Source organism: Pseudoalteromonas ostreae (assembly GCF_018069805.1).
Classification (GTDB): Bacteria; Pseudomonadota; Gammaproteobacteria; order Enterobacterales; family Alteromonadaceae; genus Pseudoalteromonas; species Pseudoalteromonas ostreae.
In genome coordinates, this window is sequence record NZ_JAGPYN010000027.1 from 1 (window position 1) to 25,543 (window position 25,543).

The following is a 25,543-nucleotide window of genomic DNA, read 5'->3' on the forward strand; positions in this document are numbered from 1 at the left end:
ACCACAACCTACGGTAGTTAATTTAACGACGGACTATTCTGTTTTCCTAGAACCTCGCTCCTTTTCCCTTGCAACTTGTCGCTTACCTCGCACTAACCCCTTTATGCTCAGCTTGCGCGAGTTGTATATATTTACGCTCAACTAGTTGTGATAGCGGCACGAGTTCAAAACCTTGTTGTTCAAGTTCGGGTAGCATGCGCTGTAAAAATTCAATGGTTTCAGGGTAAGGGTGGGCAATCGCGATGGCGAAGTTATAACGTTCGGCTTTATATTTTAATTCGTTGAGGCGAAATTGCAGCTGTTGTTCATTAACTATGTTATCTAAAAACACATGGCGGCCAACATTTTCAACGCCATATAAGTTGGCAACATTTTGCGCTTGGCTTAAGCCAGTCGTGCGGCTATCTAAAAAGTACAGGTTGCGCTTTTTCAGCACTTCCATAGTCCATTTCATGGGCAGGCTTTCTTGAGTAAGTGATGAGCCCATATGATTATTTACACCTTTCACCTGAGGTAAGGTTGCAAGCGCATTGCCGAGAGTGATTTGTAATTGTTCTTTGCTCATATCGCTGGTAAGTGCGCCGGGGCCAAGTGCTTTACTGTTATCCAGTGCTTGCATGGGAATATGTAGCAGTAATTCTTTATTTGATTTACTGGCTAAGCGCGCAAAAACTTGCGAATACGGGGTATGAGGCAAAATAGAGAACGATATTTTACCTGGTAAATTTAGGATTTCGAGGTCGCGTTGATGGTTGCCAATATCATCAATTACAATCGCTATTTGCTTATTTGCGGCAAGCGTTGGCAAGCTAAAAAACAGCCAGAACAACCAAGTTAATTTTTTCACGTTTCTAATTTTTATTATCTTTTTTATAGTGAGCTAAAAGCTTTATTTCATAGTTAATAGCTGCTGTGCTTTTAATAACAGTGGATCAGCTGAGTCTGTGTGTGACCATAGCTGATCGTCATTTCCTTGTTCGTTTTTTATTATAACTACTTTATCAATTTGCGAAAGGGTTGATTGATTAATCGCCACGTCGGGGGTGACTCCAATCCCCTCAATAGATTGACCCGATGGGGTAAAGTATTTTGCAGTGGTTAGTTTTAGGGCTGTATTACCATTGCCTAATGGGATCAAAGATTGCACCGATCCTTTGCCAAATGATTGACTGCCAATTAGTGTGGCACGGTGATTGTCTTTAAGTGCAGCGGCTAAAATCTCTGCTGCTGAGGCTGAGTTTTCATTAATAAGTACGACGATTGGCGCACCATTTAAAATGTCACCTTTTTTGGCGCGAAAGTGCTGGTTTGCATCATAAAAGCGACCTTTGGTGGTGACTATGGTGCCACTTTGTAAAAATAGATCTGATACCGCTACAGCACTTTGTAATGTGCCGCCAGGGTTATCGCGTAAATCGAGCACTAAACCTGTAAGTGGATTACCGTAATGGCTTTGCAGTGCTGTTATCTGCCGCGCAACATCGTGCAAGGTGTGATTGCTGAAGCTATTTATTGCCAAATAGCCAATACCAAACTCTGATAACGAACTGCTGACACTCTCTAGGTTAATCTCTGATCTAGTTAGGGTAAAATAAATGGGTTGTGGTGAATTACTTCGTTTAATCGTTAAGGTCACCGTTGCGGTATCACTATCTTTAATCATTTGCGCAACTTGATTAATGTCTTTATATGCGATTGTTTGCTGATTAACGGCAAGTAGCACATCATTCATTTGTACTCCGGCAATGGCTGCGGGAGAATCTTTAATCGTGTTTACAATAACAATTCTTTGTTGTTGCTGTTTTACTTCAATCCCAAGGCCTGTATAGCGGCCGTTAGTGCTGCTAAATAGCGCTTCTAACTCGTGTTCATCAAGGTACTTAGAGTATGGGTCTAGCTGTGCAAGCAGGGCTTCAAATTGTTGGCTGCTTTCAAAGCTTTGTTGCAAAGCTAAGTCTTCAACATAATAGGCGTGGATATTAAAGAGGATTTCGTTTTTTTGTTGGCTTTTTAAATCGCCCACCGAGGTCACTGCAAAGCTATTAAAACTCAGGCACAAAAAAACACTAACGAATAATAAATAGCTTATTAGAATGCGGTTAAAAGCAGAGTATTGTAACCGCTGTATATGTAATTGTGTATTTAGCATCAGCTGCTCCCAGTGGGGTGCAGCTGTTTAATCAATTAAATGCGTCTGCACCATGTTACAGGATTTACTGCGCGTCCTTTGTGGCGTATTTCAAAGTATAGACCAGAATTTGCTTGTCCGCCGCTTTGTCCAACTAAAGCGATTATATCGCCTTGGCGAACCATATCGCCGACGTCTTTTAACAGGGTTTGGGTATGACCGTATAAGCTCATAAAGCCGTCACCATGATCAAGTACAATCACCCAGCCATAGCCTTTTAACCAATCAGCAAATACAACTTGGCCATTGTGGACGCTATGCACATTATTGCCTTCATTAGCGCCGATTAATACGCCTTTCCAGTCAATGCCGCCGTGTTTTCGCTGTCCGAAGCTGTGTTCTATTTTACCTTTTGTTGGCCAATCTAACTTTCCTTTACTGCTTGCTAAGCCGAGTAGTTCAACCTTTTTACTCTTCTCTTTTTCCAGCTCTTGTAAGGTTGTGACTAAGGTTTTTTCATTCTCTTTTAGGTAATCAATAGAGTTTTTAGTTGAGCTAAGTTTGGTTTTTAGCTCACTAATATTTGCTTTACGTTGCTGCTGTGCAGCTATTAGTGCTTGCTGGCGATTGGCTTGCTCTTTATGTAGAGCAACTAAATGAAGTTTGGTTTTTTCAAGTTCGGCTTGTACACCCGCTATTTCAATCTGGAGTGCTTTTAACTCATCAATTTGCTCAATACGCGCTTTGTTGAGGTAATTATAATAACTTAATGTGCGTTCAACCTGCGCGGTATTTTCTTGATTTAATAGCATTTTAGAGTAGTCATGTCCGCCAGACATATAGGCACTTTTAATTTGTGCGGCAAGGGCATGTTGTTGCTCTAGGCGTTTTTCCTCAAGTGCTTCAGCTTGCTGCTGTTGCTGCTTTTGTTGTTTTTCAGTATCGCGAATTGATTGCTCGGCAATATTCAGTGCCTTGGCATTTTTTGCGATCTCAAGTTCGTGCTGTTGCAGGTTCTTTTGCGATTTTTCGATGTCTTTACGCTGGGCGGCAAGTTCAGCTTGGCTTTGCTTTAATGCTGTTTGGATTTCGCTGAGATCTTTTTTAGTACGGTCTTCATTAGCGACAGCCGAAGCTGTCATCAATGAAGACATAATTAATGTACTAACAACGAATTGTTTAACACATCTACGCATGGTTTATTTCAATGTCATGATTGGTGTGCCAGTCATCTCGCTCGGTTGTTCCATGCCCATTAAGTGCAACATGGTTGGCGCAACATCACTGAGCGCTTTGCCTTCGCTTGGAGTTGCATCACGACCAACATAAATGAAATGAACCGGTTCACTAGTGTGTGCGGTATGCGCTTGGCCAGTTTTAAGATTAGCCATTTGTTCAGCATTACCGTGATCAGCTGTAATTAATGCTTCACCACCAAACTCTTCAAGGGCAGCAACAACACGACCAATACAATGATCAACCGCTTCACAGGCTTTTACTGCGGCTTCAAATACACCTGAGTGACCGACCATATCGCCATTTGGATAGTTACAAATAATTGCATCGTATTTACCGCTTTTAATCGCCTCGACGAGTTTATCAGTGAGCATTTCTGAATTCATTTCAGGTTGTAAATCGTAAGTCGCAACTTGTGGTGATGGGATCAACTCACGGGTTTCACCTTCAAATTCATCTTCACGTCCGCCACTGAAGAAAAACGTAACATGTGCATATTTTTCAGTTTCAGAAATACGTAGCTGTGTTTTATGGTGTTTTTCAAACCATTCACCCAATACATTAGTCAAAGGGACTGTGGCAAAGGCAGCTGGTGCGTCGATGTCTGCTGCATATTCGGTCAACATAACAAAGCCGCTTAGTGCGGGTGCTTTTTTCTTGGCGAAACCGTCAAAGTCTTTATCAACAAATGCGCGGGTCATTTCACGAGCACGGTCGGCTCTAAAGTTTAAGAAAATAACCGTATCACCGTCATTAATTTGTACTGCGTCTTGGCCTTGTGCTGCAATGGTAGTTGCAGCAACAAACTCATCGTTTTCATCACGTTCGTAAGCCGCAGCTAATGCATCAACACCATTTTCGTAGCTATGTTGTGCGATCCCACTGACCATTAGGTCGTAGGCTTGTTCTACTCGGTTCCAACGATTATCGCGGTCCATTGCGTAGTAGCGGCCAATGATCGATGCTAAGCGACCACAGTTTAATTTGCTAAACAGCGCTTCAATACGTTCAATTGACGCTTTTGCGCTGCGTGGTGGAGTATCTCGGCCATCTAAAAATGCATGAAAGTACACTTCTTTAGCGCCGCGCGCTGCAGCTAATTCAATTGCAGCTACAATATGATCTTCATGGCTATGCACACCGCCTGGGCTTAATAAACCCATTAAATGCACCGCTTTATCAGCATTCACTGCTTTATCAATGTTTTCAACTAACGTTGGATTATGTGCAAACTCACCGTCGTTTATCGCTTTAGTGATACGGGTGAAATCTTGATAAACCACACGGCCAGCACCTAAGTTGACATGGCCTACTTCTGAGTTGCCCATTTGCCCACCAGGAAGGCCAACATCTAAACCAGATGCAGAAATTAAGGTATGCGGGCGAGTTGCCCAAAGTTCATCTAAAACAGGGGTGTTAGCCGCTAAAATTGCATTACTTTGGGTATCTTCACGGTATCCCCAACCATCTAAGATCATGAGTACGAGAGGTTTTTTATGCTGTGTCATTTTGATTCCTGAAAATTAGCTCCTGTTTCAGCTAAGCATACCGTGTTTTGTAGTTATGATCAGCAATCAAAGCTGCATATTAAAATATTTCACTCTCTGGTAATTTCTAATCAAGCACGTATACTTGCGTGGCGAGGGCATTGCCCTTACGTTTAACCCCAGTGCTACAGGCGCGGGACAATTTTCATAGTGGAAGACGCATGGATCAATATATTGAATTTGTCGGTAATCATCCGATATTAAGTTTAGCTTGGGTTGCTTTAGTTGCACTCATCGTGGGCGGCTGGTTTAAAAGTAAGTTTTCAGCAATTCGTCAAATAAATCCGCAACAATTAACGTTATTAATTAACCGTGAAGACGGTGTCGTTGTAGATATACGCACACAAAAAGAATTTAATAATGGTCGTATTGCTGGCGCTGAGCATATTAGCCCTGAAAAAGCGAAACAATCTGACTTCTCAAGCCTTGAAAAGTCTAAGAGTAAACCCATTATATTGGTATGTACCACAGGCATGACAGCCTCAGGTATCGCAACTGCTATGCATAAAGCTGGTTTTGAATCAGTTTATGTTTTATCTGGTGGTATGGGTGCATGGCAAAGTGCTGGTCTACCAACGACAACAGGTCGCTAATTTAGTTAGGCCGATAGAGGAATTGTTATGAGTAATGTTGTTCTTTACACCAAAGCGTATTGCCCTTTTTGCCAACGAGCATTGGCATTGCTAACCAGTAAAGGTGTGCAATTTACAAATATAGACATTGGTGTGCAACCTGAATTACGCGATGAAATGATTGCCAAAGCAGGTGGCGCGAGCACAGTACCGCAAATTTTTATTAATGATGAGCATATCGGCGGTTGTGACGACATGATGGCGATTGAAGCCCAAGGTAAACTTGACGCTAAGTTGAACGCTTAAGCATTTATTATAAAAACGATTAAAAGTTAGGAATTATCATGAACGAAGAAAATCAGAACGTAGCAGCACAAGAAGAAACTGGCGCACAATTTACGATTCAACGTATTTACACAAAAGACGTGTCTTTTGAAACGCCTAATTCACCTGCTATTTTCCAAAAAGAATGGACACCAGAAGTTAAGCTTGACCTTGATACACGTTCAAACAAATTAGACGAAGGCGTGTTTGAAGTCGTATTGGCATTGACTGTTACTGCTTCTATCGGTGAAGAAACGGCTTTTTTATGTGAAATTCAACAAGCTGGTATCTTCACTATCGCTGAAGTTGAAGAAGTACAACTTGCGCATATGCTTGGCGCATTCTGCCCGAACGTATTGTTCCCGTACGCACGTGAAGCGGTATCTAACTTAGTTAACCGTGGTACATTCCCACAGCTTAACCTTGCACCTGTGAACTTTGATGCGTTATTCGCTCAATATATGCAGCAACGTGCAGCGCAAGCTGAACAGGCAACTGCAGACGCATAATTGATGAATACAGCCAATTCAGCTGTTACTGTTTTAGGGGCGGGGTCTTATGGCACCGCCCTTGCTATTTGTTTAGCCCGAAACGGTCACCAAGTGACACTTTGGGGTCGTAATAGCGATGACGTTGCCACGCTTGCAGCTGAGCGGAAAAATCAACGTTACCTACCTGATGTCACTTTTCCTGACACTTTACACCTTGAAGCCGACTTACACACCGCAGTAACTGCAAGCCAAGTGATCTTGGTTGTTGTACCAAGTCATGCATTTGGCGATACGCTACAGCAAATTAAGCCTTCATTACTTGAAGGGGCACAAGTTGCATGGGCAACCAAAGGGCTTGAACCAGATACAGGCCGACTTTTGCAAGAAGTTGCCCAGCAAGAATTAGGTGATGCTGTGCCACTTGCGGTTGTATCAGGCCCTACATTTGCTAAAGAAATGGCAATGGGTTTACCTACGGCTATTTCAGTGTCGTCAACATCAACTGGCTTTGCAAAACAATTAGCTGAGCTATTGCATTGTGGTCGCTCATTTAGGGTCTATAACAATAATGATTTTATTGGTATTCAGCTCGGTGGCGCGGTTAAAAATGTGATTGCGATTGGTGCGGGCATGTCGGATGGTTTTGGTTTTGGTGCTAATGCGCGGACAGCTTTGATCACCCGAGGTTTGGCTGAACTATGCCGGTTAGGCTGTGCGCTGGGTGCTAAGTCAGAAACCTTTATGGGCATGGCAGGGTTGGGAGATTTGATCCTAACGTGCACCGATAATCAGTCTCGTAACCGTCGTTTTGGTTTAGCGCTTGGCAAAGGTGAAGGTGTTGAGCAAGCGATTGAATCAATTGGTCAAGTGGTCGAAGGTTACCGCAACACCAAAGAGGTTTATTTACTGGCGCAACGCACCGGCATTGAAATGCCAATCACTGAGCAAATCTATCAGGTACTTTATGAAAATAAAGACGTGAAAGAAGCTGCGATGGCGTTGTTAGGTCGCGAGCAAAAATCTGAGTAACAGTGCCTTGTAGCTGTCAGTGTTTATGAATTTGTATAAACACTGGCAGCTAACGGAGTAACTAAAGCGGAATTTAATCATTACTCGAGCTAGATTGTTTTTTCTGGTTATTTTTTTCAATAAAAGCAGCTACTTTATCAGCATGAAGCGGGCGGCTATAGTAATAACCTTGCATGGTATTACATCCCATTACATGCAGCATATAAGCCTGCTCCTTCGTTTCAACGCCTTCTGCAACGACATCTATTTTTAAGTATTTTGCCAGACGAATAATGGTCGCGGTGATATTACGGTCCTGTTCACTATCAATAATATCTTTAATAAAAGAGCGATCTATTTTTAATGTATCTATTGGAAAACGCTTTAAATAACCAAGTGATGAATGCCCAGTGCCAAAGTCATCCAGTGCAATGGTAAAGCCAAGTGCTTTTAAGCGATTCATTTGCTGCTGGGCAAATTCAGGGTTATCCATCATGGCACTTTCGGTGATTTCTAACTCAACACAGCGTGCTGGCACATCATAGTTTGTTAAACACTCGGTGAGAGTTTCGACTAAACTACTTTGCTGAAAGTGCAAGGCCGAAATGTTAATCGCCACTTTACCAAAACTTACTCCTTCATTACGCCATAATTCGAGCTGTTTAAATAACAGCTTCATTAGTAATAACGTCAGCGGAATAATCGCGCCATTTTGCTCCGCCAGCGGTATAAATTCATCCGGGCTAATAATACTGCCATCAGCTTGCGGCCAGCGTACTAATGCCTCAAAACCATGAATTTGATCTTTATCTGCATTATATTTTACTTGGTAAAATAATTCGAAGTCTTGGTTTTCGATTGCCCTGAATAATGCACTTTCTTTGCTGAGTTCATTAGAGTCTATGGTGTGTTTAGACTTATCAAAAAACTGATAATTATTGTGGCCCATCTTTTTAGCGTGGTTAAGCGCACTATTAGCACTGCGCATCAGTGCCTCGCTGTTATAACCGTTTTCTGGGTATCCGGCGATGCCACAGCAGGCAGAAATAAAGCTCTCAACACTATCAAGCATAAATGGTGTTTGGAATTGTTTGAGGATATTACCGGCCAGTTTTTTAGCGAAAAAAACGGTCTTACCTGAATATAAATAGGGCGGTACGAGTATAGCAAATTCATCACCTCCTAAGCGGGCCAAGGTATAACCAGAATCAAGATTACGAGTGAGTCTGCCTGCAACTTCTTTTAATAGTTCATCACCGATTGCGTGACCAAGGGATTCGTTAATTTTATTAAAATTGTCTAAATCTATAAAAATAATTAATAATTTAGGGAAGTTGTTATTGCAGCTGGCAATTGCCATATTAACAGATTCAATAAAAATAGTGCGATTGGATAGCCCTGTGACAGAATCTCGCGTGGTTAATTTTAGCATCGCACGTTCATTATTCTTACGTGCAGTTACATCTGAAAATAAGCCAATATAATGCGCGCTACTAGTACGTAGGTTAGGGGTTTCTACTTTGGTTATCGATAAATCTAAGGCATAGGGCTGCCCATCTTTACGCAAATTCCAAATTTCGCCAGACCAATAACCATCAACTTCTAGGTCATTATAAATGAGGCTTTCTAATTTTTTATCGCGACCGTTTACAGTAAATGCTTTTGGCTTTTTACCCGCAACATCAGCAAGCCTAAAACCACAGATTGTTGTAAATGCTTGATTTATTTTTGTTATTTGGAAGTGCTCATTGGCGATCCAAATGGCATCTTTTGATTGTATCATTAGCGCATTGACTAAATTATGCTTAGCACTATTTTTTAATCTATAAACGATTAACAGCAGTAAAATAGCAAAAACAGCCACTAAAACGAGGTAATTGATCCAGTTAGGGAAGGTAAAAACCGTTTGTTTAATCATTAACACTAACGGTTCGGTATTTACTTGATTAAGATTTTTAACTTCAAGGTAAATATTCTGTTTATTACTTGTCAGTGACAGCATGGTTTGAGTCGTCGGCAGTGCTAGCCAATCGCCATTGGGATCGAGTCGGTAATTGAGCCGCATAGGTAAGAGGCTATTACTGCTAAACCAAACAGAGATGCCTTTTAGCGGTTGGCTGGTATTTACTGCGTTGGTTGCTAAATGGTAATAGTCTTGGTCTTGCTCTTGATAGTGTAAAGTCAGATGACTGATTAAAAAAGAGCTGTTTTGAGGTGGTACTTGTGTTGAATGCACTTCTAATAAAGTATTACCCGTTGGCGCAAACAACATTATTTTATCACGGTAGCTAACGCTAAAGAGTGATTTTGGAAGTTGCTCATAACTAATAGAATCATCAATATAAGCGGCAATACTATGAGTGGCATTTTCAACCCATAGGTTAGTGCTGGGTTTGTAGAGTTTTATCGCTTGAGAATCAACTATCCACAAAGCATTTTGTGGTGCTTCGTAAATGGCTGTGGTGTTAAATGTACTTACTTTATCAAAATTTATCTCAAGTGTTATTTGCTGAGAATTTTCAGGTGCTTGCCATTGGCTCTGCCATAAGCCGTTACTTGTCGCAAGCCAAAGCCTTGCAGAGTTACGTTGATAATACATAGCGTTGATCTTCCCGAGGGCTTCAGTTTCAAGCTCAAGGGCGGTGAGCTGTTGTTTAGCAATATAAAATAATTGCTCACCATTACTTGCTAAATATTGCTCGTCATTAAGGGATGTTAAAGCATTAATGTTACTAATTGGTAGTGTTTGGCTTTGTTGCTGCGTCGCAAAATCATATTTTATTAATTGTTTTTTGGTTGCTACCCACAGTGTTGTTGGGGCAGTTGAATGCAGCGCAGCAACTTGATCCTTTATTAATAAATCAAAAGTGAGGTTGCGGGCACTGTATAAATATAAACCAGTGTCGGTTGCAACAGCCCATTTGTCTTCGCGCAGATAAGCGATGGTAATAATTTTTTTATGTTGTGTAAAATTACCTAACTGCTCCAACATGTCAAAGTATTGCTGCATACGCGGAGCTGGATTATCGGTGATAGGGGTTGTGATAATTTGCATTTCAGGAAGCTTTAGCCAGCTTTTAGTGGCAGTTTGCAGCCACAGTTGTTGGTTGTTTTGTTTAATTGATACAAAGCGTGTTGGATCACTATAAAACAAAGGATTTGTGTTTTTGGTCGTTAAATGATGTTTATAAGCGCGATTTTTATGTAAATAATAGAGCTGATCATCAAAGTAATTTAGTTGTTGAACATGCGCATGCTGGAGTTTTATTTCTTGCATAGAGTGCGCGTTGTTAAACAGGTAATGTTGGTCGTTATTGGTGTTGATAAGGATCGCTGCTGAGGTTTGACTAGGACTCAACTGCGCGATAGGCGCGGGGACGATGAGCTGAGCTGTAATCGCATTACTTGCTAAATCAAAGTGACTAACTAAATTACTACCTGAATGTAGCCATAGGCTGTTGTTAAATCCCAATGCGAGTTCGACGATCTGCTCTGAAAAGGCGAATGGGGAATGGAGTTTTTCGTCTTTTATAGTGTGGATCTGACCTTGGTACAGAAAGTAAAAGCCGAGCTCGGTGGTTAATATCGGCTGTTTTAGCGGTGTTGCTGTTAGTTGAATTAACTGGTTGTTAATTAAGTTGATTAAACTCAGCCCTTGCTCAGTGTTAATTAATAACCAGGATTTATAAGTCGCTACTTGTAAAATGACTTGATTCGCGAATGATGAAAAAGGCGGTGCTTGGCCACTAAAAAGATGCACCGAGTCGTAGTTAAACAGCCCTTTATTGGTTGCGAGCCAAAACGCATTACTCGGGTCTTGAGTAAAGTCATTAATGGTGGGTAGTGAAAGCTCATTAGCATTTAATTCAGCTACATTCGCGTTTACATTTACAATAGATAACATGCTAACAAAACAGCATATCTTTAGGGCGGAACGCATTACAATCCATTGAATAAGTTTAAAAAGAACGTATTTAGAATAGTGTAGGAATTGATAAAATGCGAATCGATGAAAGTTAAATTTATCGCATTGCGCACAATTGAATTTGTAAAGCAACTAGCGGCTAAAGCGCCTAATAATTATAGACGCATTTTTTGTGTGCTTTACTGCGCGTTAGGAAAGCCTAACTGACGCCATGATTCATAAACAAAAACAGCCACAGCGTTAGATAAGTTCATGCTTCTACTGTTCGCTTGCATAGGAATACGCACGCGCTGTTCATTAGGTAGTGATTGAATTAAATCATCTGGTAAGCCACGTGTTTCAGGGCCAAACACTAAACAATCACCCGCTTCATAACTTGCTTGATGGTGAAATTGACTGCCTTTGGTGGTACATGCATATACTTTTTTTGGTTGGCATTTTTCTAAGTAAGCTGCAAATGAAGCATGGCGTTGCACATGGCTAAATTCATGGTAATCAAGGCCAGCTCTTTTTACGCGCTTATCGTCCCACTCAAAGCCCAAGGGTTCGATTAAATGCAAAGCATAGCCCGTATTTGCACACAGGCGAATAATATTCCCTGTGTTAGGTGGTATTTCAGGTTGGTATAAAACGATATCAAGCATAACGAGCCTTATTGGTGATCTACATTTTGACGTTCGAGAGTATACACGAAACAGATAAAAAAAATGATATACTCATTTTAAGCAAACACTTTAAGCATAGGCAAAAACGTGCATCAGCGCAGTTATGAGTTTTGGGTAAAAACAGCAAGTGTAGTCACTATGATTATGGTGAGCTTGATGATTGGGGCTAAATGTTGGGCATGGCTTGCGTCTGGCTCTGCGTCTATGCTTGGCTCACTTACTGACTCTTTGATGGATATTACCGCTTCAGCAATGAGTTTTATGGTGCTCTTTTATGCACTGCGCCCAGCTGATGACGACCATCGCTTTGGCCATGGTAAAGCCGAAGCCTTGGCGGGTTTAGGGCAAGCGGCATTTATTGCCGGCTCTGGCTGTTTACTGGCGTTTCATGGTATAGAGCGATTATTTAATCCGGTGGTGTTAAATCATTCAATGCTCGGGGTATGGGTTAGTCTATTTGCGATTGCCTGTACTTTGGTGGTGGTTTACGTACAAACTAAAGTGATAAGGCATACCGAATCTATCGCGATCAAAGCAGACTCAGTACATTACAAAGGTGACTTAATTTTAAATGCCGCAGTATTGATTGCGATATTACTGGCACAAAGTGGCATGCTTTACGCCGATCCTATTTTTGCCATTGGCGTTGCGGGTTACTTACTTTATAACAGTTGGGATATTGCTAGACAAAGCGCTGATCACTTAATGGATAAAGAGCTACCAGAGGAAGAAAAAGCCAGCATTATAGCAATCGCTAACAGCCATAACGATGTATTTGGCGTGCATGATGTACGCACTCGACAAGGTGGTAAAATTAAGTTTATTCAAATGCATTTAGAGCTTGAAGATCAATTGCCTTTGATCCGAGCTCACTATGTAGCGGATGAAGTGGTGGCGATGATCCAACAAGAATTTAATTGTGAAATGGATATTTTGATCCACCAAGATCCCATGTCACTGAGTCAAACAAATGCTCAACTCAGTGAATCACAAAACTGATAAAAACGGCTAAGTACAGCTTGGCGAATAGGGTCTTGTTCAAACAACAACTCGTGCTTAGCATTCGCAAATGTTTGTAAAATAGCATTACTTTGACGGTGAACTAAGGCTAGTTGGGCTTGGTTATCAACCACAGTATCGTGCTCTGCACTGGCTACAAAAAGTGGTATCGATAACTGTTGTTGCTCAAGAGTTGTCATAAAGGCAAAAGCTTCATTCAACCAGCCGTAAGTCACCCCCCCTAATTGTAGCGCGCTATTCGTTTGGTAGGTTTGTCTAAATAAATCATAGCGAATTTCGCTGCTGGTAAGGTCGTTCTGTGTAAAAGCAATAGGCAGGTAATCTGCTTGGCCAAACGCATAGTGTTTCTTAAAGCCAAATAAGCAGGCAGCACGGGCGGCAAATTTAGCCAGTGATTTGGGAGTGCTTTTGGTGAAAATATCAAACATGGGCGAAGACAAAAATACCCCACTGTAGTTATGTTCAAACCGGGTTAGGAAATCAAAGGCAATCGCGCCGCCCATTGAATGCCCTAGGATGATCTTTTTGCCTTGGTAGAGTTTACTGACAATTAAACGGTCAAACAGGGCTAAATCATCAGCATAATCACTAAATTTATTAACAAAACCTTTATGAGGATTGGCTAAAGCGCGATAAGAACGGCCTTGGCCTTGATGATCAATAATAAACACCGCATAGTTATTTTTGTATAACTCCCAGATTAGTTCTTGATATTTATCTAATCCTTCAATGCGTCCAGAGCAAATAACAATAGCGGCCTTGGCATGCTCAGGTATCACATAGCCATAATATAAATCGCCATTATCGGTAGTCAGCTGCGCTTTGTGCAACTGCTGCTGAAAGAACTGTGTGATCTCAGGCTGTTGGGTAAGTAGGTTTTGTTCTGTGCTGTAAAACATAATGGCCATGATTATTGTTGTTTACCCAGTGGTAAGGCGATACGCACACATAACCCACTTGGTTGTTTATTATGCAGCGTTAAACTGCCAGAATGGGCGACAATGGCATTTTTAGCAATCGCTAAGCCAAGTCCTGTACCGCCGCTAGTTCTGTCTCGTGCATCAGATTGGCGGAAAAAAGGCTCACATAGCTTGGCTAAATTTTGCGGCTCGACACCCGGTCCATCATCGCTGATCTCTATATAAATAGCATCACTTAAACTCAATGTTAGGGTAATTGTTTGCTCCGCATACTTTATTGCGTTGCGTAAAACATTCTCTAGCGCACTGGCAATGAGACTTTCGTCACAATAAATATCAACATTGAGTTGACCATTTATAATTAATTGTTTATTGGTCTGTTTAGCTTCAAATTGCGCATCATTCAAAACATGATCAATAATGATCTGTAAAGATTGTTGATGCAGCGATAGCGCCTGACTTTTCGCCTCTAAGCGCGATACTTGCAGTACATCAGCGATCATTTTATCGAGCTGATTTGCTTCTTTTTCAATGCGTAATAAATAGGTTTGGTTTTCTTCTGGGGTCTGCATTTGCGCAAGACCCGTAGCCATTTTAAGGCGAGTTAAGGGGGAACGCAACTCGTGAGATATATCAGCCAATAAGCGCTTTTGTGCAGAAATCAGTTGCTCTAACTGAGTTGCCATACTATTAAAATCGCGGCCAAGTACGCCCAGTTCATCTTGCCTATTTGGATCAATTTCAGCGCGTGCGGTTAAATCGCCGTCAGAGAGCTTAATTGCAGCTTGCTTTAAGTGATTAATAGGAGCAATTAGGTTACGACTAAATATAAAACTTAAAGTTAATGAAGCCAGTAAAGCAATGATCACTTTTAGCCAAACCGGCATCAGCTTTAACCGTATAAAAAAAGGTGGTTGATGATTCTCATCAATCTCGTATAGGTAAAATTTCCCCTCGGGAAGATTTATTTTTATCGGTCCGAATGCTTGATAATACTCGGTAAAAATAATTTGTGGTGGCATATTTTTAGTGAAATTAAGTAAACTTAAATCAATTTCACTTGATGGTACTCTGCTACTGAGCGAGTGATCTGGCTGATCTGAATTCAAATATAGTAACTTTTGTTTTGCAAGCCGAGGGTGAGTTAAAATTTCGGCAATCGATTTATTATGTTTTAATACCATACGTTCGATGCCTTTCGCCGTGTATTGCAAGTTTTTCTGCATGGGCCCATGTAATTTTTCATAACTGACTTGGTTAGTCGCAATGTTACTTAAAAACACCAAAGCAGTAATGGTGCCTATAATTGTGAGCCAAAACCAAGCAAAAATTTTAAAAAACAAAAAATGCTGAGGGTGCTTTAGCCAGGAAAATAGAGTTTTATTACTCACCTTGGATAAAGACATAGCCCGTTCCTCGCATGGTTTTTATTCTTTCTGCATTGTTGAACTCGGCAATTTTTTTACGAATATTACTCACATGCATATCAATTGAGCGATCAAAAGAGGCTAGGCGCCTACCGAGCACTTCTTCACTTATTTGTTCTTTACTGACCACTTCACCTGCATGTTTGACCAGTAAAGCAAGTACTTCATATTCAGTACCAGTCAGGCTTAGTGGGTGTTCATCTACATACGCTTCGCGGGCAGCTAAATTTATAACAATATTATTAACGGTTAACTTATTGCTGCTGGTATTTGCTAGGCTAGTAATATGTTCTATACGACGAGTAATCGCTTTAACCCGTGCGAGTAATTCACGATGATTAAATGGTTTAGGAATGTAATCATCAGCGCCTAGTTCAAGACCAAAAATACGGTCAAAGTCTTCACCTTTGGCGGTTAGCATAATTACCGGCGTTAACTTTTTTTGTCTAAGCTGTTTTAATACTTCAAAGCCATCTAGTTTCGGTAACATAACATCGAGTAAAATGAGTGCATAATCATGTTCAAAAGCTTGCTTTAAACCTTGCTCGCCATCGTGTACACATTCAATTTGAAACCCTTGCGCAGTTAAATACTCTGAGAGTAACTCACATAAACCGGTATCATCATCAATCATTAATAGCTTCATTATTTGCTCACCTTAACTACGCTGGAATAACTTCATTTTACGCCTTAACGCACTTAAAAGTGAACCTTTACACAACCTTTACATTGCTTTGCGTTGCTTTGCACTTGGTTAGTTATAGTGAATATAACAACTGAACAGACACTAAGTTACAAGCAACTCAAAGGTAATGATTATGACTATTTCAAGTAAAGTTTCTAAACTAGTATTAATTTGTGGATTAGCGACAGCAACATTAGGCACTGGCGCCGTAATAGCAAAAGAGGGCATGGATCATAAACCAGGCCATTCTCAACAGCATAAACAAGCGCGCTTTTTACTCTCTGAGCGTGGCATTAAAAAGCTTGATTTAACTGAGCAACAACAAACTCAGTTAAAAAGCATTTTTGATGCGCAAAAAGCACAGTTTAAAGCGCTACGTGGCAACGATAAACAGGTCATGAAGCAAGAGCGTGCTGCACATAAAGCACAAATGCAAGCATTGTTAGATATGCCAACTTTTGATGAAGCCGCAGCAAAAGAGTTATTAGCGCAGCGCCAAACCAAAGGCGAGCAATTTGGCTTAATTAACCTAAAAGCGCAGCATCAAGTATGGCAAGTATTAAATGCTGAACAACGTGAAAAGTACCAAGAAATTAAAAAACATATGCGTAAAAAAGGCCACAAAAAAGGTGACAAAAAACGCAGCCGTGACGAACAAACGGCAGGCTAAGTAATTATCAAAATTATTAAAGCAAAAAATGAAGTGCGGGAGAGATCCTGCGCTTTTCTTTTTTAACGACCCATGTAGCAGCGATTTTATATCGCGACAGGGTTTGCTCCGCAGCTGAGTTTTATCCAACGTTTAAATTATATATTTGCGCGGGGTAAACCCGCGCCTACGAAATATCACCCATCTCGTAGCAGCGATTTTATATCGCGACAGGGTTTGCTCCGCAGCTGAGTTTTATCCAACGTCTAAATTATATATTTGCGCGGGGTAAACCCGCGCCTACGAAATATCACCCACCTCGTAGCAGCGATTTTATATCGCGACAGAGTTTGCTCAGCAGCTGAGTTTTATCCAACGTCTAAATTATATATTTGCGCGGGATAAACCCGCGCCTACGAAATATCACCCACCTCGTAGCAGCGATTTTATATCGCGACAGAGTTTGCTCAGCAGCTGAGTTTTATCCAACGTCTAAATTATATATTTGCGCGGGGTAAACCCGCGCCTACGAAATATCACCCACCTCGTAGCCGCGATTTTATATCGCGACAGGGTTTGCTCCGCAGCTGAGTTTTATCCAACGTCTAAATTATATATTTGCGCGGGGTAAACCCGGGCCTACGAAATATCACCCACCTCGTAGCAGCGATTTTATATCGCGTCATAGTGTCGATAGATAGCAAGGTTGCTTGATAAGTGTACGTTATTTGCGTATATTTAATGGCATGAAATCTATCTTTATAGAATCGGTTATTTTTGAAAAATACCGACAACAGTATTTAAGTGATGAAGAGTATCGGCTTTTTCAAGCTGACCTAATGCGCAGTCCTAAACAAGGTGATGTAATTCAGGGAACTGGCGGTTTACGTAAAATACGAGTTGCAGGTAAAGGGCGAGGAAAACGTGGTGGTTCAAGGGTTATCTATTACCATTTAGATGAATTTCAGCGTTTTTACCTACTGACCATTTACAGTAAAAATGAAATGACAGATTTAACAGCAGATCAAAAGAAACAGTTAAAAGACTTTATGGAGGCGTGGCACAATGAGCAATCGTGATTTATTTTCAGAGCTAAGTACAGCGCTTGTAGATGCTAAAGCACATTCGCAAGGTAAGCTAACCTTACGCACGCATGCTGTGAGTGACGCAAGTGATCTCGCTATTTCACCCGATGAAATAATCAATATTCGCGAAGCATTTAATATGTCACGCGGGGTATTTGCAAACCTATTACATACCTCAGCAAGAACCCTTGAAAACTGGGAGCAAGGCCGCAGCGCACCTAATGGTCAAGCAATTACTTTACTAAAACTAGTGCAGCGTTATCCTGAGACTTTAAATCATATAGCTGAGTTGTAGAGTTAGTTTTCCTAGCCCCTATAACCTAGCTCCTATGTTAGCTCTTTTATCGCATTACTGATCCCATCTAAGCTTAGCGGGTACATGCGGTTGTTCATGAGCTGCTTGATAAAATCAATTGATTGATAGTAACGCCAGTGTTCAACCGGTTGTGGGTTGAGCCAGGCTACTTTATCAAAGTGATTGGTAATGCGGGCCAACCATGCGCTGCCGGGCTCTTCGTTGTAGTGTTCAACTGAGCCGCCGGCATAGGTAATTTCATACGGCCCCATGGTGGCATCGCCAACAAAGATCACTTTATAGTCACTGGTGAACTTGTTGATCAGCGTCATGGTGTCGATGACGTTGGAATGGCGGCGTTGGTTGTCTTGCCAAACATGTTCGTATAAGCAGTTATGAAAGTAGTAAAATTCTAAGTGTTTAAACTCGCTATGCGCGGCGCTAAATAATTCTTCACAGGTGTGAATGTAATCATCCATTGAGCCGCCAATATCAAACAGCATCAATACTTTTACCGCGTTGTGGCGCTCTGGGGCCATTTTTACATCCAGCATGCCGCCTTGTTTGGCGGTAGCACGAATGGTCTCGTTTAAGTCGAGGGTGTCACTGGCGCCAGTGCGAGCAAACTTGCGCAGTTTTTTAAGGGCGAGCTTAATAGTACGTGAGCCAATTTCACGGTCAGAGTCCAGATTACGATATTCGCGTTTATCCCATACTTTTACTACTTGGCGATTGCGGTTGCCGTCTTGACCAATGCGCACGCCTTCTGGATTGTAGCCATACGCGCCAAATGGCGATGTACCACCTGTGCCTACCCATTTATTGCCGCCAGCGTGGCGTTTTTGTTGTTCTTCTAGGCGCTCTTTGAGGGTTTTCATTAGCTCATCAAGGCCGCCCATGGCTTTAAGCTGGGCTTTTTCTTCATCGCTTAGGTGTTTTTCAAACTCTTTGCGCAGCCAATCTTCAGGTAAGTTGTGCTGCTGTTTTAAGCTCTCGAGTAAGTCGAGATCGGCAATGCCGCTAAAGTAATCAGCAAAGGCTTTATCAAAACGGTCAAAGTGGGTTTCGTCTTTAACCATAATGGTACGGGCTAAATAGTAAAAACCGTCAACATCGGCAAATACCGCGCCTTTTTTTAGCGCGTTGATCAAATCAAGCAGCTCGCGCAAACTAACAGGTAAACGGTATTCACGCAGTTTGAAAAAAAACGCAACCAACATCTTAACGGCGACTCATAAAGGCAAGTTTTTCAATTAAGCTGATATCTTGCTCATTTTTAAGTAGCGCGCCAAACATGGGCATTAAACCGCCTTTTTGAGTTTTGTCATGCAGAGTTTTTGCATCGATGTCTTCAGCCATTAAAAGTTTAAGCCAATCGAGTAGCTCACTGGTAGATGGTTTTTTCTTAATGCCGTTGACCTCACGTAGGCCAAAAAACACTTCGAGTGCTTGGCGTACTAAATCTTGTTTTACATCAGGGTGATGCACATCAACAATTTGCTGCATTTCGTCGCTCGATGGAAAGTCAATATAATGGAAAAAGCAGCGGCGTAAGAATGCGTCAGGTAATTCTTTTTCGTTATTTGAGGTGATGATCACAATAGGGCGCTGTTTAGCAACTACGCGCTCGCCGGTTTCATAAACATGAAACTCCATTTTATCAAGTTCAAGTAATAGGTCGTTTGGAAACTCGATGTCGGCTTTGTCTATTTCATCAATCAATAATACTGGGCGTTTGTTATGCTCTTCGCCGTAGGTAAAGGCTTGCCAAAGTTTGCCTTTAACAATGTAATTACCGATGTCGTGCACGCGCTCATCACCCAATTGGCTGTCACGTAAGCGTGAAACAGCGTCGTACTCGTATAAGCCTTGCTGGGCTTTAGTGGTTGATTTGATATGCCATTGAATAAGCGTGGTATCTAAACTTTTCGCCAGCTCTTCGGCCAGCATAGTCTTACCTGTGCCAGGTTCGCCTTTTATTAGTAATGGCTTTTCTAGCAATATGGCGGCATTAACCGCTTGTTTTAACGAGTTACTGGCGATGTAGTTATCTGTAGAGTTAAATTGCACGTAAATACCTATCTGGTCTGAGCAGTGTTATTTTAAACATGATGCCATAACTATTCGGCATCGCCAAGGTAAGCAAAGCGGGGAATAATCTGGCCGTCTTTTTCTACGGTTTCTAAAAACATACTCAATGGACGTGCCCAAATACCAAACTCGCCATAGAGGGCTTGGTAAATTACCAGCTGTTCTTGTGTCTCGCTGTGGGTGGCAACATAGAGCACTTTATATTGTGGACCTTTGTAGTGTTGGTATATGCCTGATTTGAGGGGATGTGGTTTTATTGCTGTAGTCATGTTTTGATCTCTTGTATAATTTATCTTTGCACTTTTAATGCTAACTAATTTGCTAATACTATGAACTATATTTCGTTAGATGATTACAAAAAAGCGTGGGTTTTTCGCCATCAAGATGCGCCAGTAACAGACCAAGACCTTGCTTTAATTAAACCTATGAGCCATGAGCGTGCCGCAGTTTTATGGAGCACCATGGTGAGCCGAGAGCATGACCACCCTGATTTTTTTGAAAAAACAGACTGGTGTGGCAATGACGACAATTTCTCGCAAACTATTGCGTGGGAAGCTGCCTGGGAAGAAGGTGCTGAGCAATTGCCAGCGGAGATCCTTGCGCACTTAGGTTGGCAAGCTAATACTACAGTGTATTTTTGTATCGCCCGCGATAATATTATCGAAACCAGCTTTGATGTGTTTAAACGCAATTGGCAAAATTTTATGTTTTTAGCTGATGGTAGTCTGTTATTAGGTAAGAAACGTGATGAAGTAGTGCAGTTTTTAGAAACTGGCGATGCTAAATTAGGTATAAAGTCACAAGTTAAGTAACCTGAGCTTTGCTTTTGTAAATAGCAGAGCTTAAAAAGCAGTCAATACTGTGCTATAAAACAAGCAACTAGATGTTTTAGAGTATGATCGTTGGCTGCAAGCGACCCCTTTCAACAAGTCGATATTTGGCAATCAGATACACAACGTGTGCTATATGCACAGTTGTGCAATGCTTTTTATGCGCGGGAAATAGGTCAATTAGTTGTTGAAGTGAATGAACAGCGTTTACGCAAGCGATTAAAAAGTCTTCCTTATTATATAGAACGCGCAGCAACGGCCGTGGTAAATGGTCAAGTTCCTTTTCAGTTAGATCCGCACAATGGCTGTTGGCTTGATAAGCAAAAAGCTCAGCCTCCCAACGCAAAAAATAATGATGATTTTTATCAAACACATAAAAATGTAGGTTTAATTGTTCCGCTTTTACTCAATAGCGCAAATCAAACCCGTGTTGCAATAGACAGCATCGACCAAGTAAGCGACAATAAACTTCATTGTAATGAGCATGGTTGGTTTGACTGCCAAGGTCAGCCGCTTGAAGGGCAGTTGGTGGTGTTATTAAAGCCCACAAAGGCAACAATGGCCGCTGCTTGTTGTGGCCATCAGTGGTCTTTTGATAAACGCACAACACCGCGAACGTTATCACTGAGAGAAATGCTGCTAGCAGGCAATATCAATTGGCGTAATTTAAAACGTCCTCATGTTCGAGTTAAAAAAATATAATACCAGTAGCCTTAATCGCATTATAAATTTGTACTGGTAGAGTAAAATCAAGGAGTATTTAATGCGACTGTTTCAATTCACGCTGCTGTGTTTAGCGTTATTTGTACAATATCGATTATGGTTTGGCCACAACGGTGTACAAGATTATAGTCGTTTAAAAGCTGCGGTTACTTCACATCACGATACTAATGCTCAATTGATCAAACGTAATAAAGTGCTTAAAGCCGATATTGAAGATTTAAAGCTTGGTCAAGAAGGGGTGGAAGAGCGCGCCCGAAATGAATTAGGGATGATCAAACCTGGCGAAACATTTATTCGTGTTTTACCTGGGCAGCAACAAAATGACAACTAATTATACCCTTGCAGCCATAGTCCCTGCCGCTGGTGTGGGCAGCCGAATGCAACATAGCGCACCAAAGCAATATATACGCTTGGCTGGTAAAACAATTCTTGAACATACACTTGCTAAACTAGCGCAACTCAAACAGTTAACGACTATTGTAGTAGCCGTCAGCGATGATGATCCTTATTTTGCTGCGCTGGAGTTTATTGATCAGCGCATTGTCCGTGCAAGTGGCGGCAAAGAGCGAGCAGACTCGGTACTTAATGGCTTATTAGCGCTTGCAGATAACCCGCCTGATTGGGTGTTAGTGCATGATGCGGCAAGGCCACTGGTTACGCTGGCTGATATTGAGTGCTTACTTAGTGAATGTATTAACGCTGATGAGGGCGGTATATTAGCAAGCAAAGTGAAAGATACCATTAAGCGCGGTGCAACTCATAGCCAACAAACAGTGCCACGGGATGACTTATGGCAGGCGTTGACCCCGCAATTATTTAAGTACCAAGATTTATTGCAGGCATTGCAAACTGCGCTCGCTCAGCAGGTAACAATTACCGATGAAGCCTCAGCAATTGAATGGGCGAATAAGCCCGTAAAGCTTGTGGCTGGGCGCAGTGATAATATTAAAATAACCACCCCAGAAGATTTAGATTTAGCCAACTTTTTACTCCAAAAACAACACAGTGAGAATGCATCATGATTCGTATAGGCCATGGCTTCGATGTCCATAAATTTGCTGGCGAAGGCCCGTTAACTATTTGTGGTGAAAAAATTGCTTACCCACAAGGCTTTTTAGCGCACTCTGATGGTGATGTTGCGATCCACGCACTATGCGATGCTATTTTAGGCTCATTAGCAATGGGTGATATTGGCAAGCACTTCCCTGATACCGCCAGTGAATATGAAAATATAGATAGCCGTATTTTATTACGCCATGTTGTTGATTTAGCTAAGCAGCAAGGCTATGTACTGGGTAATGCGGATGTAACGATAGTAGCGCAAGCGCCAAAAATGCTGCCGCATATTCAAGCCATGCGTGCAAATTTAGCCGCCGATTTAAACGCTGACCTAGATCAGGTAAATGTCAAAGCAACAACCACTGAAAAGCTCGGTTTTGAAGGGCGAAAAGAAGGTATTTCAAGTCATGCAGTGGTTATCATGAGCAAGCAATCACTATGAGCGAGTTAAATTATTTATACGGTGCACCACTATCTAAAGCAGATTTTAAAACCACTGCTGAAGATTTTATGGTGGACGAAGACTTAGGCATCGAATTTACCGGCAGTGGTGAACACGTCTGTTTACAGGTTGTTAAAAAAGGCGAAAATACCCAATACGTTGCTAAATTACTTGCCCAAAAAGCGGGGATTTCGCCACGTGATGTCAGCTTCGCTGGTATGAAAGATCGCCACGGAGTGTGTAGTCAGTGGTTTAGTGTGCCAGTACCCATTAAAAAAGACATTGATTTTACTGAACTAAACAGTGAATCACTGTTTATCATTGCTCAGCAACGGCATAATCGTAAGCTGCGGACTGGCTGCCACAAAGGTAATAAATTCAGTATTATTCTACGTAATGTAACCCAGCCGTTAGACATTCTTTGTCGTATCAACGCGGTACGCGCCGGGGTGCCTAACTATTTTGGCGAACAACGCTTTGGTCACGATGGCCATAATTTAGTGATGGCTAAAAAGATGTTTGCCGGTGAGCGCATTCGTGACAAAAAACTACGTGGTTTAATTATCTCTGCTGCACGTTCTTATGTGTTTAATCAAATAGTGAATTTGCGTGTTGCTGAGCACGGCTTAGCTAAAACCATGCACCGTGAAGTGTTTATGCTCAGTGGTAGCAATGCATTTTTTGAAGATGCCATTAGCGATGAAAACATCGCTCGTCTTGCCTCTGGCGATATTATGATGTCTGCGCCATTGGTCGGCACTAGCGAAAAAGGCCTCACCGAACAAGAAAAAATATGGCTAGAGCCGTATCAAGATTGGTGTGAAGGGCTTGGTAAGTTAGGGCTGAAAAATGAGCGCAGAATGTTGCGTTTGATCCCACAAGATTTAACCGTTGCAACGATTGATGAAACTACCATTAAATTGAGCTTTGGTTTACCCAAAGGCACCTTTGCCACGGCATTGTTACGTGAGCTGGTGGATTACACAGATGCAAGCCCACGAGTACATAAAGAACAGGACGCTGAAAATGAAAATTCTCCTAAGTAACGATGATGGTGTTAATGCAAAAGGCATTGCAGTTTTGTATCAGGCATTGACGCAAATTGCAGACGTAACCTTAGTTGCACCTGATCGCAATTGCAGTGGCGCAAGTAACTCACTGACGCTACTTAATCCACTGCGTGCTACTACGCTCGATAACGGGTTCATTTCGGTCAATGGTACGCCCACTGATTGTGTACATTTGGGCGTGAATGAGTTACTGAATGAAAAGCCCGATTTAGTTGTAGCTGGCATTAATCATGGCGCGAATTTGGGTGACGATACTTTGTACTCAGGGACTGTTGCAGCAGCAACCGAAGGACGTCATTTAGGCTTGCCCGCAGTGGCGGTGTCTTTGTGTTCAAAAGAAGGCAATCATTTTGAAACGGCAGCTGCGGTGACTGTCAGCATAATTAAAGGGTTAGCGTCACATCCATTGCCAAAAGATCAAATCATCAACATTAATGTGCCAGATATTCCGTTATCTGAGCTAAAAGGCGTGCAAGTAACGCGTTTAGGTGCGCGTCATAAAGCAGAAACCATGACTAAACAACAAGATCCATGGGGACGCGACATTTATTGGTATGGGGTTTTAGGTGCTGAGAGTGATGCCGGAGAAGGTACAGACTTTTATGCTATTAATAATGGCTATGCATCGGTTACGCCACTAAGTGTTGATATGACAGCGAAAGATAGCTTGGCAGCGGTTGGTGAGTGGCTTAAAACGATGGAGATCAACGGTGCTGGCTAATTATACTCGAAGTGCCCGTGCGCTCGCTGACCTATTACAGCGTGAAGGTGTTGAAGATAAATTGGTACTCAGCGCTATTGCTGATATTCCACGTCATGCCTTTGTTGATGATGTACTCAAGCATAAAGCGTATCAAAATACGGCGTTGCCAATAGGTCAAGGACAAACAATTTCACAGCCATATATTGTTGCCCGTATGACCGAGTTACTGCGTTTGGCTGGCGTGCGCGATAAGGTACTTGAGATAGGCACGGGTTCAGGCTATCAAACAGCGGTGCTGGCGAAAACCTTTTCAAAAGTATTTTCGGTAGAACGAATTAAAGCGTTACAATGGCAGGCTAAGCGCCGTTTACATAACCTAGACTTATACAACGTTTCCATGAAACATGGCGATGGCTGGCAAGGCTGGCAGTCACAAGCGCCGTTTGATGGCATCATTGTAACCGCCGCTGCATCGCAAGTCCCGCAGGCATTACTTGATCAACTCATTGATGGTGGGGTGATGATTGCGCCAATCGGTAATGAAGATCAACAACTGGTTATGGTTGTGCGCGAAGGCGAAAAATTTACTCAACATGTTATTGCGCCAGTTAGATTTGTACCTTTAGTCCCTGGCGACATTGAATAGGA

General features: G+C 41.9%; 28 protein-coding genes. 16 read left to right on the forward strand and 12 right to left on the reverse strand.

Annotated features, from left to right (window positions below; translation table 11 throughout):
- Positions 1-82: 82 nt before the first annotated feature.
- The 4 genes from J7338_RS17550 to gpmM are packed head-to-tail and all read right to left on the reverse strand — an operon-like array spanning position 83 to position 4,872.
- A complete protein-coding gene (locus J7338_RS17550; protein WP_210798260.1) occupies positions 83-847 on the reverse strand; it encodes a divergent polysaccharide deacetylase family protein in 765 nt (254 codons plus the stop codon).
- A 42-nt stretch (positions 848-889) separates the two neighbouring features.
- Positions 890-2,149 carry a S41 family peptidase gene (locus tag J7338_RS17555; RefSeq protein ID WP_210798261.1) on the reverse strand — a complete coding sequence of 420 codons (1,260 nt, stop codon included), beginning with the start codon at positions 2,147-2,149 and terminating at the stop codon, positions 890-892.
- A 35-nt stretch (positions 2,150-2,184) separates the two neighbouring features.
- Entirely contained in the window at positions 2,185-3,324 is a 1,140-nt protein-coding gene (locus J7338_RS17560; protein ID WP_210798262.1) for a murein hydrolase activator EnvC family protein, read from the reverse strand.
- Positions 3,325-3,327: 3 nt separating this feature from the next.
- On the reverse strand, positions 3,328-4,872 hold the full coding sequence (gene gpmM, locus J7338_RS17565) for a 2,3-bisphosphoglycerate-independent phosphoglycerate mutase (RefSeq protein ID WP_210798263.1): 1,545 nt from the start codon (positions 4,870-4,872) through the stop codon (positions 3,328-3,330).
- Positions 4,873-5,072: 200 nt separating this feature from the next.
- Here gpmM and J7338_RS17570 point away from each other — a divergent pair, with 200 nt between their 5' ends.
- From J7338_RS17570 to gpsA, 4 genes are read left to right on the forward strand one after another with little or no spacing between them, the layout of a single operon-like run.
- Positions 5,073-5,504, forward strand: coding sequence for a rhodanese-like domain-containing protein (locus J7338_RS17570; protein ID WP_210798264.1), 432 nt, complete (start codon positions 5,073-5,075; stop codon positions 5,502-5,504).
- Between the two features lie 27 nt (positions 5,505-5,531).
- Positions 5,532-5,789 (forward strand): glutaredoxin 3, encoded by a 258-nt coding sequence (grxC, locus tag J7338_RS17575; protein ID WP_210798265.1) that lies wholly within the window; start codon positions 5,532-5,534, stop codon positions 5,787-5,789.
- A 38-nt stretch (positions 5,790-5,827) separates the two neighbouring features.
- Positions 5,828-6,316, forward strand: a complete 489-nt coding sequence (gene secB / locus J7338_RS17580; RefSeq protein ID WP_145235236.1) for a protein-export chaperone SecB — start codon at positions 5,828-5,830, stop codon at positions 6,314-6,316.
- A gap of 3 nt (positions 6,317-6,319) precedes the next feature.
- Positions 6,320-7,327, forward strand: a complete 1,008-nt coding sequence (gene gpsA, locus J7338_RS17585; RefSeq protein WP_210798266.1) for an NAD(P)H-dependent glycerol-3-phosphate dehydrogenase — start codon at positions 6,320-6,322, stop codon at positions 7,325-7,327.
- A 73-nt stretch (positions 7,328-7,400) separates the two neighbouring features.
- Here the strand turns inward: gpsA and J7338_RS17590 are convergent, their stop codons facing one another.
- Positions 7,401-11,210: an EAL domain-containing protein gene (locus tag J7338_RS17590; RefSeq protein ID WP_210798267.1), complete on the reverse strand. Its 3,810-nt coding sequence runs from the start codon at positions 11,208-11,210 to the stop codon at positions 7,401-7,403.
- 200 nt (positions 11,211-11,410) lie between these two features.
- Positions 11,411-11,875, reverse strand: a complete 465-nt coding sequence (gene trmL / locus J7338_RS17595; RefSeq protein WP_169021215.1) for a tRNA (uridine(34)/cytosine(34)/5-carboxymethylaminomethyluridine(34)-2'-O)-methyltransferase TrmL — start codon at positions 11,873-11,875, stop codon at positions 11,411-11,413.
- 108 nt (positions 11,876-11,983) lie between these two features.
- Between trmL and J7338_RS17600 the strand changes: the two genes are divergently transcribed.
- Complete coding sequence (locus tag J7338_RS17600) at positions 11,984-12,895, forward strand: cation diffusion facilitator family transporter (RefSeq protein WP_275074497.1); 912 nt, start codon at positions 11,984-11,986, stop codon at positions 12,893-12,895.
- Here J7338_RS17600 and J7338_RS17605 read toward each other — a convergent pair.
- Genes J7338_RS17605 through J7338_RS17615 form a run of 3 tightly spaced genes read right to left on the reverse strand, consistent with a single transcriptional unit; the run spans position 12,871 to position 15,909 of the window.
- A complete protein-coding gene (locus J7338_RS17605) occupies positions 12,871-13,815 on the reverse strand; it encodes an alpha/beta fold hydrolase (protein WP_210798302.1) in 945 nt (314 codons plus the stop codon). The two genes, J7338_RS17600 and J7338_RS17605, sit on opposite strands and share 25 nt — an antisense overlap.
- Positions 13,816-13,826: 11 nt before the next feature.
- On the reverse strand, positions 13,827-15,242 hold the full coding sequence (locus tag J7338_RS17610; protein WP_210798268.1) for an ATP-binding protein: 1,416 nt from the start codon (positions 15,240-15,242) through the stop codon (positions 13,827-13,829).
- Complete coding sequence (locus J7338_RS17615) at positions 15,220-15,909, reverse strand: response regulator transcription factor (RefSeq protein WP_210798269.1); 690 nt, start codon at positions 15,907-15,909, stop codon at positions 15,220-15,222. The genes J7338_RS17610 and J7338_RS17615 overlap by 23 nt, the downstream gene beginning before the upstream one ends.
- A gap of 172 nt (positions 15,910-16,081) precedes the next feature.
- On the opposite strand from J7338_RS17615, the gene J7338_RS17620 reads away from it, so the two are divergent.
- The 3 genes from J7338_RS17620 to J7338_RS17630 all read left to right on the forward strand — a co-directional run bounded on the left by J7338_RS17620 (position 16,082) and on the right by J7338_RS17630 (position 17,977).
- Positions 16,082-16,618, forward strand: coding sequence for a Spy/CpxP family protein refolding chaperone (locus J7338_RS17620; RefSeq protein ID WP_210798270.1), 537 nt, complete (start codon positions 16,082-16,084; stop codon positions 16,616-16,618).
- A gap of 707 nt (positions 16,619-17,325) precedes the next feature.
- Positions 17,326-17,676, forward strand: coding sequence for a type II toxin-antitoxin system RelE/ParE family toxin (locus tag J7338_RS17625; RefSeq protein WP_228733023.1), 351 nt, complete (start codon positions 17,326-17,328; stop codon positions 17,674-17,676).
- Positions 17,663-17,977 carry a helix-turn-helix domain-containing protein gene (locus J7338_RS17630; protein ID WP_210798271.1) on the forward strand — a complete coding sequence of 105 codons (315 nt, stop codon included), beginning with the start codon at positions 17,663-17,665 and terminating at the stop codon, positions 17,975-17,977. The genes J7338_RS17625 and J7338_RS17630 overlap by 14 nt, the downstream gene beginning before the upstream one ends.
- A gap of 32 nt (positions 17,978-18,009) precedes the next feature.
- Here J7338_RS17630 and J7338_RS17635 read toward each other — a convergent pair whose 3' ends face one another.
- The 3 genes from J7338_RS17635 to J7338_RS17645 are packed head-to-tail and all read right to left on the reverse strand — an operon-like array spanning position 18,010 to position 20,337.
- Positions 18,010-19,197 (reverse strand): vWA domain-containing protein, encoded by a 1,188-nt coding sequence (locus J7338_RS17635; RefSeq protein ID WP_210798272.1) that lies wholly within the window; start codon positions 19,195-19,197, stop codon positions 18,010-18,012.
- Between the two features lies 1 nt (position 19,198).
- The gene (locus J7338_RS17640; RefSeq protein ID WP_210798273.1) at positions 19,199-20,047 is read right to left on the reverse strand and encodes an AAA family ATPase; all 849 of its coding nucleotides are present in this window, start codon (positions 20,045-20,047) and stop codon (positions 19,199-19,201) included.
- 50 nt (positions 20,048-20,097) lie between these two features.
- The gene (locus tag J7338_RS17645) at positions 20,098-20,337 is read right to left on the reverse strand and encodes a DUF1653 domain-containing protein (RefSeq protein ID WP_210798274.1); all 240 of its coding nucleotides are present in this window, start codon (positions 20,335-20,337) and stop codon (positions 20,098-20,100) included.
- A gap of 60 nt (positions 20,338-20,397) precedes the next feature.
- On the opposite strand from J7338_RS17645, the gene J7338_RS17650 reads away from it, so the two are divergent.
- From J7338_RS17650 to J7338_RS17685, 8 genes are all read left to right on the forward strand, one after another.
- Complete coding sequence (locus J7338_RS17650; protein ID WP_210798275.1) at positions 20,398-20,880, forward strand: DUF2947 domain-containing protein; 483 nt, start codon at positions 20,398-20,400, stop codon at positions 20,878-20,880.
- A 90-nt stretch (positions 20,881-20,970) separates the two neighbouring features.
- Positions 20,971-21,600: a hypothetical protein gene (locus J7338_RS17655; RefSeq protein ID WP_210798276.1), complete on the forward strand. Its 630-nt coding sequence runs from the start codon at positions 20,971-20,973 to the stop codon at positions 21,598-21,600.
- Between the two features lie 61 nt (positions 21,601-21,661).
- On the forward strand, positions 21,662-21,952 hold the full coding sequence (gene ftsB / locus J7338_RS17660; RefSeq protein WP_145235264.1) for a cell division protein FtsB: 291 nt from the start codon (positions 21,662-21,664) through the stop codon (positions 21,950-21,952).
- Positions 21,942-22,643 (forward strand): 2-C-methyl-D-erythritol 4-phosphate cytidylyltransferase, encoded by a 702-nt coding sequence (gene ispD / locus J7338_RS17665; RefSeq protein WP_210798277.1) that lies wholly within the window; start codon positions 21,942-21,944, stop codon positions 22,641-22,643. The genes ftsB and ispD overlap by 11 nt, the downstream gene beginning before the upstream one ends.
- A complete protein-coding gene (ispF, locus tag J7338_RS17670; protein ID WP_210798278.1) occupies positions 22,640-23,122 on the forward strand; it encodes a 2-C-methyl-D-erythritol 2,4-cyclodiphosphate synthase in 483 nt (160 codons plus the stop codon). Before ispD ends, ispF begins: the two co-directional genes overlap by 4 nt.
- Positions 23,119-24,168, forward strand: a complete 1,050-nt coding sequence (gene truD, locus J7338_RS17675; RefSeq protein WP_210798279.1) for a tRNA pseudouridine(13) synthase TruD — start codon at positions 23,119-23,121, stop codon at positions 24,166-24,168. The genes ispF and truD overlap by 4 nt, the downstream gene beginning before the upstream one ends.
- The gene (gene surE / locus J7338_RS17680; RefSeq protein ID WP_210798280.1) at positions 24,149-24,913 is read left to right on the forward strand and encodes a 5'/3'-nucleotidase SurE; all 765 of its coding nucleotides are present in this window, start codon (positions 24,149-24,151) and stop codon (positions 24,911-24,913) included. Before truD ends, surE begins: the two co-directional genes overlap by 20 nt.
- Positions 24,903-25,541 carry a protein-L-isoaspartate(D-aspartate) O-methyltransferase gene (locus J7338_RS17685; protein ID WP_210798281.1) on the forward strand — a complete coding sequence of 213 codons (639 nt, stop codon included), beginning with the start codon at positions 24,903-24,905 and terminating at the stop codon, positions 25,539-25,541. The genes surE and J7338_RS17685 overlap by 11 nt, the downstream gene beginning before the upstream one ends.
- Positions 25,542-25,543: the final 2 nt, after the last annotated feature.